General features: G+C 46.2%; 3 protein-coding genes. All 3 read right to left on the bottom strand.

Going from position 1 to position 18,630, the window contains the following annotated elements; translation table 11 throughout:
* Positions 1–76: 76 nt before the first annotated feature.
* Positions 77–9,262 (bottom strand): Ig-like domain-containing protein, encoded by a 9,186-nt coding sequence (locus XMA152_RS10180; protein ID WP_173483521.1) that lies wholly within the window; start codon positions 9,260–9,262, stop codon positions 77–79.
* Between the two features lie 57 nt (positions 9,263–9,319).
* Positions 9,320–14,362, bottom strand: a complete 5,043-nt coding sequence (locus XMA152_RS10175) for an Ig-like domain-containing protein (protein WP_173483520.1) — start codon at positions 14,360–14,362, stop codon at positions 9,320–9,322.
* Positions 14,363–14,404: 42 nt separating this feature from the next.
* Positions 14,405–18,630, bottom strand: a 4,226-nt coding sequence (locus tag XMA152_RS10170; protein WP_173483519.1) for a cadherin domain-containing protein, incomplete at its 5' end; no start/stop codon positions are given.

The raw sequence follows: 18,630 nt of genomic DNA, 5'->3' as shown, positions 1-18,630 counted from the left end.
ACTTTAATCCCTAAAAATCAAAGGCCGGCATGCAAGTTTTCCAACTTGCGCCGGCCGAATTTACGGTGGATACCGATTAGTTCGCTGTCATAAAGACGCTGTTAGCGTCGATAGTGAGCAGCTCGTAGTCAACACTGTTGAGCACTAAACCATACCCTGCACTATCCATCGAAACAGAGTAGACCACAAGAGCATCCAGACCGTTAGTTTCATCCACAGTGAACACACCTGACTGGTCATCAAAATCTCCGCCTACAATTCCTTGCAGCAGTGCACCGTCAAAGACGATTTCATCACCGATAGAGAAGTCTGTGATGATGTCCGCGCCATCGAAGGTGGCAACGTCGCCATTCACAGGAACTTCTCCAGCCATGTCGAAATTCAGTATCGGTGTAGCATCCCCGTTAGTTACAGAGATAAAGAATACATCGTCCCCGTCACCACCTGACATAAGGTCAGCACCTGCACCGCCTGTAATAGTATCTAAACCGGCACCGCCCGACAGGATGTCATCACCTGCAGAACCTACTAGCGTATCATCACCGCCTAGACCATTTAATTGCCAGGCCTCACCGTCGACTAGCGTCTGTGCCGATACATCAAGATTATCGGCACTTTCAGTACCAGTGAGAACGTTGTCGACTGGAATACTGTCTCTTGTTAAAGGCCACTCGATAGTGAGTGTGTTATTCGTAAAGTCAATTGAACCACTCAGGAAGAGTTCAATCATAGATTCGTTAGGCTGGAAAGCCTCAAGCTCCATTATCGAGCCTTCCTGATAAATGGTTGTGTAAGTCGCAGTGTCAGTCCAATTAGAGTAATCATTAGTAATTACATCACCTTCAATGTCTGACAACACTACATAATCAAAATAATTGAATGTTTCAGAATCATCGATAAAGGTAAAGCCTTCACTTTGCCCATTGCCAGTAACAACTAGCTCGCCAAGGTAGAAAGTCCTTCCTGTGCCTTGGTAATTAGGATCTTCATACCAAGTCACACCTGAGTAGGTTGTTCCGTCTACACTAAAGCTGGTCACTAAGCCATCGGTGTCAGTATCGACAACAGTAAACTCAACGTTATTCAAAGCAGTGAACTCACCATTTTGACCCATTATTATGCCGTAGTGGAAAACCCCATCAGGAGTTTCTATATCAAGATACCAAGGAGTATTGCTACTCTCATTACCGAATATCTTGACTGTCTGGCCTTCAATGCTTGCAGTCGCAAGTAACCCATCGCCATCGGTTAAATCATCAGGTGTAAGCATATAACTTTGGGTACCTGACGGATCGAAGTCACTGCCGTCTGTAACGGCAAAAGAAGCCGTTGTCTCAGCTATGCCGTTGCCCGCAGCATCAGATGCCGCATCAGCCGCTACAGAGACTGTAACATCACCACTGAAGTTGGAGTCTGGCGTTACCAGCAAGGTGTAAACCGTATCACTTGTCGAAGTAAACGTACCAGCAGTGCCATTCGTAACAGCAATATCACCCTCAACAAAGTCAGCAACTGCTTCATTGAACGTGAAGGTAAATAGAATATCGCCATTTGAATCAGCTGACGTAATATTTAACGTCGGTGCTGTTTGATCAGCAGGTGTAAGTGTAATCGCTGAGTATGCGGCGCCTAAAGAATCAAACGTGCCACCAAAGAAGAAGGTACCTTCATCCACATCGTAGACTTGGCTCTTGAATGCATCCGTCGTTAGCTGAACTCGGACAACACCATCCCCTCTTGTCGCGTCATCTAACAATGTTTCAACGTCGCCAACAAATGCTGCGCTTTCACTACTACCAGTAGAGGTCAACGTGACTTCAACAGTCGCGGTCGTATCGCCAATTTGCTGTGTAGTATTGAACTGATTATTCGTTGCTAGCTCAACATGAATATCACTTAAAGTGGCAAGCGCTGTAGACCCATTGAGCAATGACATAACCGCATCATCGTCCGTATCCTGATACGTACGGTCTGTAACGCCTGTCGTTGAATTAAAGTTGTAATCAACTAATTCAAGATTACCAAATGAGTAAGTAACGATGTCGCCAGCGGCAATCGAATTAAATCCATTAAATTCAAGCTCACCACCACCAATTTCCAACTCAGTAAAGGTGTAGTAAGTAGTCGAGCCATCATACAATACCGGCTTACTAGTATCTGCAGTGTTCGCTGTAACAAAGCTGTAGCCATCATCAATCAAAGCCTGAACTTCTGTAGCTGTAGCTGTAGCTGTGCTAGCCAAATGACTCGCATCCACCAACTCCATCGACATAGAACCACTGGTGTCAGAGCCTGGATCCACAACATCTGAAGTATCTACCGTTGAGGTGGTGGCACCCAGAACTTTGTTCCCTGCCGCGTCTTCCAGGCTTAAACCGCTATAGGTGATTTCGACCGCATCTGTGGAGCTAATCGCCGTGCTTAGTGTAATAAGCACACCCAGTGAATCTACTGTCTTAACGACATTAGTAATCGTTGCCTGATTACCGTTAAAGGTAAGTGAAAAATCTCCTACCGCGGGTGTACCGACTAACCCCTCATCAACCGCCCAAACGACGTCTTTTCCGTTAGGTTCAAATATTGCATTTGAATGAAACTCAGGTGCTGTTTGATCAGCAGGTGTAACTGTGATCGCTGAATATGCGGCACCCAAAGAATCAAACGCACCACCAAAGAAGAAGGTACCTTCACCCACATCGTAGACTTGGCTCTTGAATGCATCCGTCGTTAGCTGAACACGGACAACACCATCCCCTTTTGTCGCGTCATCTAACAATGTTTCAACGTCGCCAACAAATGCTGCACTTTCACTACTACCAGTAGAGGTTAGCGTGACTTCAACAGTGGCCGTAGTATTACCAATTTTGGTGAAATCGCTGAATAGCTGATTATTCGTTGCTAATTCAACATGTATATCACTTAACGTGGCAAGCGCTGTAGACCCATTGAGCAATGACATAACCGCATCACCGTCCGTATCCTGATACGTACGGTCTGTAACGCCTGTCGTTGAATTAAAGCTGTAATCAACTAATTCAAGATTATCAAATGAGTAAGTAACGGTGTCGTCAGCGGCAATCGAATTAAATCCATTAAATTCAAGCTCACCACCACCAATTTCCAACTCAGTAAAGGTGTAGTAAGTAGTCGAGCCATCATACAATACCGGCTTACTAGTATCTGCAGTGTTCGCTGTAACAAAGCTGTAGCCATCATCAATCAAAGCCTGAACTTCTGTAGCTGTAGCTGTAGCTGTGCTAGCCAAATGACTCGCATCCACCAACTCCATCGACATAGAACCACTGGTGTCAGAGCCTGGATCAGTACCATCGACCTGATCAAAGACAACCGACTTAATGTTAGAGCCGTCCATGATGAACTTACCGCTTATAACATCAAATGGCTTAAAGGTTACTGAGCCTGAGCCATCAGTGGTGTCAATTGACTCCACCTCTGCAGACCAAGTTTCACTTTCTTCAACAAACTCAATTGTGTCAAAAGCTAGGTTGTCGCCAATATTCTTATCGTAAACGTTAATGGTTAATCCACTAGAAAGTTGACCACTAGTAGCTACAAGACCATTCGCACCCGTTTCCGCGGTAATAGATGCAGTCTGACTTGTTTCTGGATTAGTCAACGAAGTGATTAGACCATTACTATCAAAGGTTGCTGAGTTGGTTTCACCCGGTTCGTATGCCACCCAAGTGTTATCACTTGTGTTCCAGTCTAATGAGAAACTCTCAGTGACTGTTGACGAACTATCCTGATAGGCCATATCAAGGATATATGTTCCCTCACTAACGCCTTCAATCAAGGTGAAGGTTTGATCATCAGCTGTAGAGTTAGCATCAGTTCCTGGACTTACAAAGGTACCAATTACTTCGTCGGCAGTATTTGTGTCTAAAACGAATAGAACGCCAGTTTCAGTGCCTGTACCAGTGTTATCACCAGAGCCCGAATCAGAGCCCGGATCGATATTGAAGTAGGTTTTGCCGTCTTTCTCACTGATTGATCCGGTTACAATTGCGTCCTCGAGATCACTCGATTTAACCTTAAGAGTAAGGCCCAGGCTAGGATCGTAATCTGTCACGTTGTATGTTTCTACAACTATACCACCGATCGAAAGCTGGAAAGAGTCCGGTGTAGATGTGTTCTCAGAGCTAATTGCTTCGACTGTTAATGTTTGTACAGTACCCGTGTAATCATCATACTCCTCAAAGCTTGCAGTCGCTAACAGCCCTCCATTTTCGTTGCTTGGAGTTGACCAAGTGAGAGGCAAGGACTCGCCATCAACAATCGCAAATTGAGGATTACCACTTTGATCCTTCTCAGCCGAAAACTCTATAGTCTGAGTGAGGTATGCCGTAAAGCTCGACCCGTCATCACTCCAGTCAAGAGTAAACGTGTCTGTCCAACTTTCGCCATCGTAATCAGAACCGGTAATTTCGACGCGGTTGACAACTGTAGACTCACTATCAGCGTTTTCATTTTTAGCGTCACTATACAGGGTACCGGTTTCACCATAATAACCAGTGAAAGTACCGACAATGCCATCGTTATCTGTCGTATCAAACGTAATTTCGAAACCCTGCGCATCTTCAGACGTGACACTACCGCTGCCGTCATAGACCGTGGTTAAGTTACCTTCGGTAACTGTACGGCTTTTGACATTGCCAGAATCGTCGTAGTCATATTTTTCAGAGTAGAGCAGAACACCCTCAGGCGAGTAGTGCTCATTGCTCAAAGGCATCCAATCTGCCGTTTGAATATTTATTGAAGTGAAGCCCTGATCGTCGACCCAAACATCTTTGTATCCAATGAGCGCTTTATTGGCATCATAAAGCGTGATCTGTCCCCATTCGTTGGTGTACTCATAGCCTACTACAGGACCCGACGTTCCTTCCTCGTAGATGGGTGTTAGTGCATCTTCGTTTAACTGTCTATCCGTCTCTTCCCAGAACTCGTTGTACGTGATTTTAGTAACACCATCGTCCACAACTGCTCCATCAAACATTCCAAACTCATCGTATTGGAATGTTTCAGAGAATAGGATGTTGCCCTCACTGTCCGTACGAGTCGAGCCTAAGTAGTTCCAGTTCGCATCGTTTCTACTGATGAAGGTTTCATTCGAGTAGGTGTCTACCCAGGTGTTTTCGTAAAACGCTACTGTGTTAGCATCTAGGTAGTAGGTGCTATCACCATATTCGTTCGTTGGTGATTTATAGTAAGTAACCCCATCCTCTTCGACCTCTTCAAGGTCATTAATCGCTACAATTCTCGTAGAGCTTCCGTCTAGTTTGAAGACAGTGGTGCTTACACCATCAAAGACTGTTCGATCACCAGTGGTTGGATCAACGATTTCAGAAAATAGAATTTTCCCTGTCGAATCAGTTTCTGTATACGACAAGTACATCCAGGCGCTATCGTAAGATGATGTTCCGGTATTTCCAGTGAACTCATCCGTCCAACTGGACTCGTACCCGATAAGTGCAGCATTTTCATCGTAAAGCGTTACGGTTCCGTAGCCATCATCAAAACGATAACCTTCTAGTGTTCCGTCTTCAGCAAAGACCTTATCGAGTGAGTCTGGATCAACTTTTACACCAATCTGGTTCCAGTTTTCGTCGTAAGTGTAAGTAGAAGAGCCATCGAACGACTCGTAGCCTGCAAACGACACTCCTTGGCTAATGTTACCACTGACAATTCCGTCGAGAGTACTCGAGGTAACCGTAGCGGTGAAACCAACGCTCGCATCATATTCCCTCACGTCGTATGTTTCGACAACCGTACCACCCAATAACATCTGGATGGAATCTGGCGTAGAACTGTTGCCAGAGCTAATTGCTTCGACAGTTACCGTTTGGGGTAAACCGGTGTAATCGTACTCGTCAAAGCTAAAGGTTGCTAATAAACCACCATTATCGTTGCTTGGAGTTGACCAAGTGATAGGCAAGGACTCGCCATCAACAATCGCAAATTTAGGGTTACCATCTTCACCTTTCTCAGCCGAAAACTGTACAGTCTGTGTACGATATGCCGTGAAGTTCGATCCGTCGTCGTTCCAATTTAGAGCGTATGTATCAGTAGATCCGTAACCTGTTATCTCGACACGATTAACAACGGTTAGTTCACTGTCGGCGTTTTCAATTTTGGCATCACTGTACAGCGTACCAATCTCACCAGAGTATCCATAAAACGTACCGACGACACCGTCACCATCCAAATTATCGAATGTAATTTCGTACCCTTCGGACATTCCTGGATATTCGGACATTCCTGGAGAAATGCTCCCATAATCCATATCAGAGCCCAGATCCATATTGAAATATGTTGTGCCGTTCTCTTCATAAATGTACGTATCTGAGTAAAGAATTGTACCGTCGCTTGACGTAGTTACAGAGCCGAGATACATGTAGTTTTCGTCGTAGGTAGAGACCGTAGTCGTTCCCATAAACTCATCGTACCAAGACTCTTCGTAGCCCGTTACTTTAGGAGACTCAGAGGCGTCGTAGTAGGTAGTACGCCCCCAGTCATCGGTGTATTTGTATCCCGTCAGCTCGCCACTCTGTGGATCATTGATAGCGGTTAAAGAGTTAACATCAACCGCAACTCCTTGTGACTGACCAAACTCGTCAAAGGTCTCGGTCTTGTTACCATCAAAATACTCTCGACTACCATCTTCGTTATACGTTTCACGCATAACGACTTCACCCTCGGCGTTAAGAGTCTCAGCTTTTACAAGCGCCCAATTCTCGTCGTATTCATAGGTGTAGGTGTAACCGTAATCCCAAGGATCGGAAGAGGTCCATGTGTTGCCGTAACCAGTTACATTACCCTGCGCATCAAAGTAAGTAGTGTTACCCCAATCATCACTTGATTTATAGCCATCGCCATCGGCTTCAAGCTTCGAGGTATCAACAACTGCACTTAGTTCATTCCAATTCTCGTCGTACTTATATGTTGTTACACCATCGAAGAATTCATATCCATCAAATGAACCATCTTCCTTGTAATAATAAGTATCTGAGTAAATTACCTTACCGCTCTGATCGGTAGTTTCAGATCCTAAATACATCCAATCAGCATCGTATTTCGACACAGTGGTCTGGCCAGAAAAGCTATCCGTCCAGCTATCTTCATACCCTGTTACATTACCTTCAGAACCGTAAAAAGTCGTAGACCCGAAATCATCTGTGGATATGTATGTCCCGTCCTCTTGCGCAGTCAGCGAGCCGAGGTCGGCCTTAGTTCCGACAATATTGTAGAACTCGTCATATTCGTAGGTGTTTGTGCCATCAAAATAGGTATATCCGAGGAAATTACCACTGGCATCGTATTTGTACTCTTCAGAGAACAGCACTGTTCCATCGAATGCAACAGATTCGGATGAGAGCATCATCCAGTTCGCGTCATAGGTCGACTTGTATGTGGTTTGCGAGTACTCGTCATACCACTCATCAGCATAACCGGTAATATTATCGGCATCATCGAAGTATGTCGTCGTACCCCATTCATCCTGATAAGAGAAGACTCCGTCGCCCTCATCCGTCAACTTAGAAGGATCGACAGTTATAGACTGATTGCCGTCTAGATCGTAAGTGTAAGTAGTAACACCATCAAAGTATTCGTAACCAACGAGCACGCCATTCTCGTACAAATTAGTATCTGAGTAGAGGAGCGTCTCGCCTTGATAGGTAGCTGAACCAATGTAATTCCAGTTGGCGTCGTAGCTTGACGAATAGGTCTCTGTGACGTCATCTCCGTCCACCTGATAAGTGTAAGAAGACTCGTATCCGTACCCGGTTACGTTACCTGAACCATCAAAATAGGTCGTTGTACCCCACTGATCGGTTGATGAATAACCAATAGTAACGCCCTGGTCGTCAGTGATTGCCGTCAGGTTGGGGTTGTTTTCAATGTCGACTGTTGTACCTTTCAGGTTCCAGTTTTGATCGTACTCGTAAGTTGTGACCCCATCAAAATAGATAGACCCGGTAAATTCACCTGAAGCGTTGTATTCATAAGTTTCAGAATAAACCAGGACACCATCAATCGTTGTGCCAGAACTTACAAAGTTCCAGTTTTCATCATAACGAGAGGTGTACACTTCTGTTACTGTTGTTCCATCAACGGTGTATGAATACTCGGATTCATATCCGTAACCATCCAGAACACCATCCTTGTTATAGAATGTAATGTTCCCGTAGCTATCGGTTGTGCTGTAGCCGATCACCTCATCGCTATCGTTCAGGATTTCGGTCATTCCAGGTGCATTTGTATTAGCTGTTGAGCTCTCTAGCGACCAGTCTGCTCCGTAAGTCCAAGTTGTCACACCATCCGAATAGACATATCCAATAAAATTGCCACTAGCGTCATAGCTGTAAGTAGATGAGCTGAGCTCACTACCTGCGCTGTCAGTTTCAACCGAGCTAAGCATGTTCCACTCAGCGTCGTAACTCGATTTATAAGTAACGCCGTCATCGTACGTGTACGTGTACTCGTAGCCAGTCACCTTACCATCGAGATCGTAGAGGGTCGTGTTACCTTGACCATCAGTAGACGAGTAACCGGTGGTCTCTCCACCATCATTTGTAATAGCCGTGAGATTACCAATATCAGCAGCCGAACCAATTAGTTCCCAATTCGAACCGTAGCTTGTTGTCACTGTACCGTCAGAAATTGTCGCGCCGGTGAAGTTGCCACTAGCGTCGTAGCTGTACTCATAAACCCAAGTAGTGTCGCCTTCATCAAAGCTTTCAACGACCTTATATGCACCAGTCACTGTATCTGAAGAGACTTCATAAACAGTATATGCGCCCCACTTATCGGTTTCTGTCTGGTAGCCGATCAACGTTGTACCATCGGTATCGTAAACTTTTGTTAAGTCATCGAACTGGCTATTATCGACGGTAGTTGAGCTTACGGCACCGTCAGGGTCGTACGTAGTAGTGGTCACCCCGTCAGAGTAACTGTAAGAGGTCAGTTCACCGATGCTATCGTAGGTGTACACATAGTCGGAGTAGGAATAATTAACACGATACCCCGTTACCACACCATTCGATGTAAAGTAGGTGTATTCATCGTCAAGGTCATCCGTGTAGGTATACCAGGACTCAGTAGCTGAAACGGCCTCTACCGACCAAGCAGCAGTGGTATCTAATTCGATGCCGGTCACATCGAATGACAGGTCATAAAAGATGGTCACATGGCCATCGTATAAACTGTAACCTGTGATTGTGCCGTTTGTTTTAAGGGTGTTCATATCTTTTTCCTCTCAATTCTAGTCTCGCTCAACATCAACCCGAGCGTCGAACTGGGATTAAATAATAAAGTTGTCAGTGGTCAGCGAACCAATCGCGAAATCAGACAGTATGACCAGGGCCGTTTCTGCGTTAACTGTGCCTAAGTCGCCATTTAAATCTGCAGAGTGATAGACAGTCGTCTGGCCGGCGTGAGCGCTGTCTTTGAACACAACATACCCTTCAGAAGCTGCTATCGAATCATCTGCTGCCAGCGCATCCATTACATCACTAAGTGAGCGAACAGCACTATCAAAGACGAATATGTTTCCGTCACTGAAGTCTGAGTTAAGTGTAAGACCTTTAGCGAAGGTTTGAGTTGCAATATCTTCAAGCGCACTGAAATCGAGCACATCACCGCCCGTTTCAGTACTACCACCTTTGAACCCAAAAACGTTATCGACACCGTTATCCAGAGCTGCTCGAGTCAGTCGCACACTGTCTGCAGAGGTTGTGCCTGTATCGACAATATTAAGCGTATCATCACCTGCCAAGGCATTAATAACCGAGGCATTGATTCCGAAGAGGATGTCATCACCAGCCGTACCTGTCAGTACACCCGTACCCCATTTAGTAGCGGCTTGATCTGCAAAATTAATCACTAGCCCTGTGTTATTCGCTCCAGTAACAGTAGCAGCATCGCCGTTTGTAAATACCCCATTACCCAGTTGAATAGTGAAGTTAGTTACGTCTGCAGCATCGGTCTTCTGTGTTGCAGTACCATCCAAGTACAAGGTGGCTTTCGTGTCAGTGTTCTTTACCAAACGAGTCGACAAACCGGTCGGAAGATTAGCAACCGTGTAGTTACCCGACGCAATCTCATTACCCGCAGTGCCAGCAAAAGTCGCACCCACTAGCGTAAGGGTCAGAGAGTTACTAATCACACCATCAGTGGTTGACTCATAGAACTCATTGGCACTATAGGTCAACTTACGTGCTACCGCATTAGTGTCCAGGTCAAAGGTTAACGCAGCACTTGCGGAACCAACGTTCCCCGCTTTATCGGTCACCACGCTTGTCAGCGATTTGCTACCATCGTCACCCAGCGTATTACCTGCAACTGTAAACGTTACCGATTTGGCCAGAATCTGAGCGTCAGTCAATGTCTTCACGAGCGGTGTTTCGAATGAGCTTCCGTCCAGTTTTAACTCCACTGAATCGCCAACTACTGCATTCGTTCCAACTAATGACACAACAACATCAAATCCGGCAGCATTCTCAGTCGCATTAATTTTTCCGTCACTAGTTGCACTAGCCGTTGGCGCTGCCGTAGCAGCGGCAGGTGCAACTGTATCCAGCGTCAAAGAGAGCGCTGGACTCGCAGCACCGATATTACCAGCCGCGTCCGTTGTTACAGCCGTTAGAAGTTTACCGGACCCGTCGTTACCCAACTCACCTTCAGCCACCGTGAAGGTGTAAGATTCATTGCTGATATCTGCTTCCGTTAGCGTGCGAACTTTCGCAGTAGCAAACGAGGCACCGCCGAGCTTAAGCTCAAGCGTGTCGCCTACTTCTGCGTCGCTGCTTATAAAGGCCCTAACAGCAAAGCCCGCGGTTTCTTCGGACGCGTTGATTATTTGCCCTACACCGACAGTTTCAGGCGCGATTGCAGCCGACGGCTTTGTGTTATCAACCGTGTAAGTTGCTACATCTGAAGAGCCTGCGAAGGCGTTTCCGGCAGAATCAGTTAAAGCAGCGTCTTCAGCAAAGCCGAGACTCACGTCGCCATCCAAAGCAGCGAGGTCTCCTCCACTTACAGTGACTGTGTAAACAGAGCCACTAACAGCAACAACATTCGAAACCGCCACGCTACCATTGCCATCGCCACTTACGGCAAAGTCAGCAGCATTCACGCCTTTTACAGTCTCGTTGAATGTAACCGAGTAACTTAGGGAGTCGGCTTTTGTAACCGCGCTAAATCCAGCTCGTTCAATGCTAGTCAACAGAGGCGCGGCTGTGTCCTTGGTCACGGTTAGCGCTGATCCAGCGACGCTGGTGTTGCCAGCCACATCGGTTGCACGGACTGAAATTAACTTCTCACCGTCTTCGCCTAGATCAGCCGCCGTCAGCGTGAAGTTAGTCGAAGTATCACCTTTACTTACTGTATATGACTTTTCAGACGCAAATGATTCACCATTTAGCAAGAGTTCAACTTTAGCCCCAGCAAGCAACCCATTTAATGAAACAGATACATCAGAACCGGCTGATAATTCAGCAGCACTGAGTAGCACGCCATCATCACCAGCCGTGGGGGCTAATGGTGCAGAAGGGGCCACCGTATCTAGGGTGATTGTTGTCGCAGTGCTATCATCCTTATTACCAAGAGCATCGCTATAAGTCACCGTTAACGACTTGGAGCTATCGCTCCCCAGTGCGCCTGAAGGCACCGCAAGCAACACCTCACCAGCTTCAATATCTGTTTGAGTAAGTGTATGCTTAATCGCTGGTGTAAAGGCATTACCACCAAGCTTCAGCTCAACTGAATCACCGACAGTAATGCCCGAGTCTGGAAGGTCAACAACAACATTAAACCCCGCCGCATCCTCCTCAGCATTTACTGTAGTCTTACCGCTCTCTAGTGCAGGAGCTGTACCAACATCCGGTGCTGTATTATCCAATGTATAAAACGCAGTTTCGGTTGGCGTTACTAGATCTTTACCAGCCGTATCAGTGATGTTCTGCTCAGAGCTAAAGCCCAGAGTAACCGCCCCATCGAGGTCTGCGATGTAGCCACCAGATACGGTGACATTGTAAGTTGCAGTAGTACCCTCAACTGGAACTGGGGTCTTCACAGTTGCGGTTGTACCTGAGACCGTGAAGTCGGCTGCGTTAAGATTCTGGACGGCCTCGCTAAATTTTACCTGGAAAACCAATGCATCGGCATTAGTAATTGCGGTCTCAGGCGTCAAACGAGTCATAGAAAGCAGGGTTGGCGCTTTACCTGCGTCAACCAAAAGGGTCAGTTCTGCGCTTGGCTGGCTCGTGTTGCCTACTGAGTCGGTTGACGTAAACGTAAGCGCGCGGGTCCCATCAGAAATCAGACCTTGCGCGGGTACAGTTACCGCAACAAGCTTGGCTGCAATATCGTCTGAATCAAGTACAGCTGTTATTGGGGTCGCAAAAGACTCGCCGTCAATCAATAACTCAACGGTATCGCCCACTGCATTACTTGAATTTAACGTCAACGTGATGGTAATTGGCGCGGCAAACTCAGTTTCGCTGATCGACGTACCGATGGTGTCAGAAATTGAAGGTTGAGCACCCGCATCAGGCGCGGTGTTGTCTAGCGTGTAAACAAGCGTATCAGCCGGCGTGACGAATGCGTTACCAGCAGCGTCTGCGACTGATTGAGAGCTCGCGAATCCAATCGTTAAATCACCGTCAAACGTTGCAAGGTCGCCACCACTCACCAGAACGTCATAGACTCCATCACTCACCTCTGTGACTGAAGTAATTTCTGCCGTTGACTCAGAAGTAATTTCGAAAGTATCAGTACTAACACCGGTTACAGCTCCAGAGAAAGTCGCTCTAACCGTTAATGAATCTGCATTTGTTGCTGAATCAGTTGGAGTTACCTTCGCGAAAGAGGTGAGTGTAGGTGCTGTATTATCGAGCGTGTAAGTCGCCGACAAAGAGGACGACGCCAAACTGTTGCCAGCAACGTCCGTAATGTTATTTGAGCTGCTAAGTGAGAGCTCAACGTCGCCATCAAGAGATGCCAGGTTACCGCCAGAAACTGTGGCTGACCAAACACCTGCAGAGGTTTCGACTAGGTCCGTTATAGTCGCATCTGTACCGGTTATAACAAAATCGGTCTCGTCGACATTAGAGACCTTCTCGCTAAATGCGATGTCGAAGGCTAATGTGTCTGAATTAGTCAATGCGACCGAGGGGTTAGCTATCGCCAACTCATCCAACTCTGGCACAACAGTGTCCATCGTAATATCGAGTGACGCCTCAAGGCTTGCTTGACCACCAGCATTTTTGAAAGCGCCCTCAGCGATACTGATCGAAGCAGCTGTTTTACCGTTTTCAGGTGTAAAGGTGGCAGTGTAAACCTTACCAGATCCTGTAAAACCGCTAAGAGCACCACCGGTCACAACAATGTCGTTTTCATTAAACACTGTTGATGAACTAGTGGACTCCGATAGAGTGAATGTAACAGCCGCCGTTTCGCCGCTCAGTAGTGTAGTGTTGTCGGCGGTAATGGTAATTTCAGGGCCCGCAAACGGCGTTTTAGTCGTCGTATCCAACGTTAAGTTGTAGGTATCGGGCGCTAAAACAAGTTCGGTCAGTTGTTTGGTAGAGGCCGTACCATCAGCAAAATAGACTTTATCTGCAGTGCTATCACTGAGGCTTGCTGCTACGATGACTGTTTCTTGCGTTCCATCAACAGAGCGTACTAACTGAATCGTAGAGCCCACCAAAGAGGCCGTATACTCGGAATATTCTCCTGTCAGATAGATCTGGTCTTGCCCCTTACCAAGTAGCGAGGCATCCATGTTTGATCCACTTGCAACGTATAAAACGTCAACTCCAAGGTTACCCTTGACGACCATCGAAACACCCGGCCTAGCCGTAGCAACTACCTCACCATTAGAGTCATTGACGACAACACGGACTTCGTTGTCCAGCTCAACCTGGGAATCCACCGGAAAGCTTGCCGAAACCTCTCCTGAGGGAGAAAGCGGCGTTCCATTACTAATCAAGTAGTAAATCGACAGACCTGTCACGGCTCCATCGCTGAATATGACACTATCCTGAGGTGATACTTTAATTACCTCGCTACCACCATTATTTCTGGAAAGCACCAGGGTACTGCCGTCTACAGCAAAATCATAGTCTGATGAACTGCCCTGAAGGTACACTTTATCGACCGATTTGCCAGACTGAGTGAAATCAAAAACCCCAGAGCTAGCGGAACCCACGTAAACCTGATCGATGCCAGCGTTACCTTTAAAAAACATCTCCTGACCTTCCATGGACAGCTCGCCATATGGAAGATAAAAATCTAGGAAGACATTCCCAGTATTCAGAACCGTGTATCTACTTGTAATTGCCATCACTACGTCCGCTCAATATTTTCAATATGGTGGTTTCTATAATTAACCGTAGTAAATCACAGGCTCTGTTGACTGAATCAAACTGTCAAACTGTTCCGTTGTAAGAACAAAGCCATTTACACCAAAGTCAATTTGGCCACCATTCGTTGCATTACCGCTCTGAGACGGAGCCGTGTACAAAAGAACACCCTGGCTATCAGAGGTAAACAAGGACTCATCATTTAACACACGACTTTGGGAGTTATTGCCTAGGTTATCAATGAAAATATGATCCCCATCCCCAAGGCCTGGAGCGTTTATCCAGAAGTCATCAGTTGCAATACCCGCTGACGAACCAAGATCAGCAAAGACAAGAACATTATCGCCTGTGCTGAAGTCACGATCTACACGAGAGGTTGCTGCGTTGCCATCTGGAGTTCCGTTACCTTCTGCTCCCCACCAATTCAGACTAGACTCAACCGCCACTTCAAGGCTATCACTGAGCGTCATTTCAACTGATGCTGCAGCATCGGCTGTAGCCGATGGGTTTACGGTTGAAAAGTTAATGGCAGAAGCGTCATCAACCACAACAGAATCCAATCCAGATACCGCCCCAACAAAAGCGCCCGCATCAATCTCAATGTGATAATTGTTGTTAAAGTCTAACGCTACGTCACTATCAATAATGATCAAATTATCTTGGATAGTCACCTGTGAGCTAGCCACGTCAATTACAAGATCGTTATCAACTGACTCTCCATAATATCCATCACCACCGTCATTGAAAATAGTGATAGAGCCGCTGCCTTTCACTAAGTTTTCTGAGGCCTCCAGGATAATTTTGGAAACCACACTTACATTATTAACGTCGTCAATTTTGCTGCTAATTACAGGTGGTGAAACTACAGTAAAGTCAACATCATGCGTCTCTTCACCGCCATTACCGTCAGTCGCAGTAATTGTTACGTTATATACACCGTCTGCTGTCGGTGCTCCACTAACTGAACCGTTGTCATTGAATGTAAGACCTGGAATTTCGCCGGTTTCATTATTCACAACGACCGAAATTGATAGCAAATCACCTTCAGGATCGGTAAAGAAGCTAGTCAAGGAGTCTGTCACGGACTGACCTGTCACAAGGTTGACCGCATCATCAGTAACATCTTTAACTATCAACTCGTTGGCATCAGTCACCGTAACGGTTAATGCTTGCGAACCTGTCAACTTGCCGGCATCTTCAACGACTACTGTAATCTTGTAGTCATTATCTGATGCTGCACTTCCGTTAGCTTCATAGTTCGCACCTGTTGTAGCAACAAATGTAAGAACACCTGTATTTGGATCAATCGCAAATAGATCTTTGTCAGCACCCTCTAAAGAGTAAGTGCGCGTATCGTTAGCATCAACATCAGACGATGTAGCTGTGTAGCCAACAGCCTGAGTATTCTCAGCGACTTCCACTGATGTCGCACTGGTTATCTCTGGCGCTTCGTTTACGTCAGTGACTGTAACCGTAAGATCTACCGTATCTTTCAGAGTCGCATCAGCTGTATCACGGGCCTCAAGCGTCAAGCTGTAACCCGTTTTGCTGGATTCCGCATCAACAGTAACGCCAGACGCAAGGGTAACCTCGCCGTTAGAAGAGACTACAAACGAAGCGGCATCAGCACCCGAGAGTACGTAATTTATACCTACAGACTCTGGGTCAGCCGCGGCAACAGTGTATACAGCCGCACCAGCAGCACTGTTTTCATCAATCACCAGCGAATCTTCATTGCCAGCATCAGTAATTACTGGGGCTTCGTTAACGTTTTTAACTGTGATTGCTAGCGCCTGCTCGGCAAATTGATTCTGCTCATCAGTCGCTCGAACATTGACGTTGTAAACGTTATCAGAACCTACGTCCTGCTTGGTCTCAAAGTCTTTTGATTCTTTCAAAGTAACTTTGCCGTCGGTGCTAATAGCAAACAGATCAGCATCATCACCTGTTAGGGAGTAAGTCACTGAAGAGACATCAGATGCTTCGGCCGTAAATAACACATCCGCTACATCAGCATTCTCGAAAACATCAATTGACTGCGCAGCACCCAATACCGGTGCACTGTTATCTATCACAAGACCAGTAACGGTTTGATCAACAGCATCAGTAAGTGGTTGACCACTTGTTTGACCTTTAACCAGCGACAGACCTGTAATTGACTGCAGAACAATTGAGTTACTATCGACATCAATTGCTTTAGCCGTGAACAACAAAGTATCACTACCATCACCTGAACTGTAGGTAGCGGTAAAAGTTGAGCCTCCCGCAGAGAAAACAAGCTCAGGCGTACCGGTCACATCTACCGCTTCAGTTAATGTAACACTTATAGCAATGGATTCGCCGTCTGCAACCACTCCACTTGACGAAGCGATTGCAGTGATAACAGGAGCGGTTACCACTGTAAATTCAACAGTATGTGTCTGCTCTCCACCGTTATTATCTGTGGCTGTGATCTCTACTGTGTAGATACCATCTGTGTCAGGTTGGCCTTCGATCGTACCATCATCTTTAAAGGTTAGACCTGAAACAGCACCGTCAACTGAAATTGATAGCGAATCACCTTCAGGATCGGTAAAGAAGCTAGTCAAAGAGTCTGTCACGGACTGACCTGTCACAAGGGTGACCGCATCATCAGTAACATCTTTAACAATCAACTCGTTGGCATCAGTCACCGTAACGGTCAATGCTTGCGAACCAGTCAATTTGCCGGCATCTTCAACGACTACTGTAATCTTGTAGTCATTATCTGATGCAGCACTTCCGTTAGCTTCATAGTTCGCACCTGTTGTAGCAACAAATGTAAGAACACCTGTATTTGGATCAATCGCAAACAGGTCTTTGTCAGCACCCTCTAAGGAGTAAGTGCGCGTATCATTAGCATCAACATCAGACGATGTAGCTGTGTAGCCAACAGCCTGAGTATTCTCAGCGACTTCCACTGATGTCGCACTGGTTATCTCTGGCGCTTCGTTTACGTCAGTCACTTTAACCGTAAGATCTTGCGTATCAGACAACCCACCCGCATCTGTAACTACTACCGAAATCTTATAGTCGTTGTCTTTGGCCGCACTATCTTTGGCTTCAAAGTCTGCACCCGTGGCCGCAACAAATGTAAGCACACCCGTGTTTTCATCGATATCAAACAGATCTTTGTCAGCACCCTCCAAAGAATAAATGCGCGAATCGTTAGCATCGACATCTCCCGATGTCGCTTGATAGCCGACAGCCTGTGTATTCTCCGCCACCGATACTGTTGCATCACTGGTAATTTCTGGGGCTTCGTTAACGTTTTTAACTGTGATTGCTAGCGCCTGCTCGGCAAATTGATTCTGCTCATCAGTCGCTCGAACATTGACGTTGTAAACGTTATCAGAACCTACGTCCTGCTTGGTCTCAAAGTCTTTTGATTCTTTCAAAGTAACTTTGCCGTCGGTGCTAATAGCAAACAGATCAGCATCATCACCTGTTAGGGAGTAAGTCACTGAAGAGACATCAGATGCTTCGGCCGTAAATAACACATCCGCAACATCAGCATTCTCGAAAACATCAATTGACTGCGCAGCACCCAATACCGGTGCACTGTTATCTATCACAAGACCAGTAACGGTTTGATCAACAGCATCAGTAAGTGGTTGAACACTTGTTTGACCTTTAACCAGCGACAGACCTGTAATTGACTGCAGAACAATTGAGTTACTATCAACATCAATTGCTTTAGCCGTGAACAACAAAGTATCACTACCATCACCTGAACTGTAGGTAGCAGTAAAAGTTGAGCCTCCCGCAGAGAAAACAAGCTCAGGCGTACCGGTCACATCTACCGCTTCAGTTAATGTAACACTTAAAGCAATGGATTCGCCGTCTGCAACCACTCCACTTGACGAAGCGATTGCAGTGATAACAGGAGCAGTAACTACAGTAAAGGCAACATCATGCGTCTCTTCACCGCCCTTACCGTCAGTCGCAGTAATTGTTACGTTATAAACACCGTCTGCTGTCGGCGCTCCACTAACTGAACCGTTGTCATTGAATGTAAGACCTGGAATTTTTCCGGTTTCATTATTTACAACGACCGAAATTGATAGCGAATCACCTTCAGGATCGGTAAAGAAGCTAGTCAAGGAGTCTGTCACGGACTGACCTGTCACAAGGGTGACCGCATCATCAGTAACATCTTTAACAATCAACTCGTTGGCATCAGTCACCGTAACGGTCAATGCTTGCGAACCAGTCAATTTGCCGGCATCTT

Origin of the sequence: Marinobacterium sp. xm-a-152 (genome assembly GCF_013282965.1) — a bacterium.
In the GTDB taxonomy this organism is placed as follows: Bacteria; Pseudomonadota; Gammaproteobacteria; order Pseudomonadales; family Balneatricaceae; genus Marinobacterium_E.
The sequence above is the reverse complement of the archived record's forward strand: the minus strand, read 5'-3'. Positions and strand labels throughout refer to the sequence as shown.

Coding starts and splice junctions, on each gene's coding strand:
- XMA152_RS10180 (WP_173483521.1), bottom strand. CDS start 9,262: ATGAACACCCTTAAAACAAACGGCACAATCACAGGTTACAGTTTATAC.
- XMA152_RS10175 (WP_173483520.1), bottom strand. CDS start 14,362: ATGGCAATTACAAGTAGATACACGGTTCTGAATACTGGGAATGTCTTC.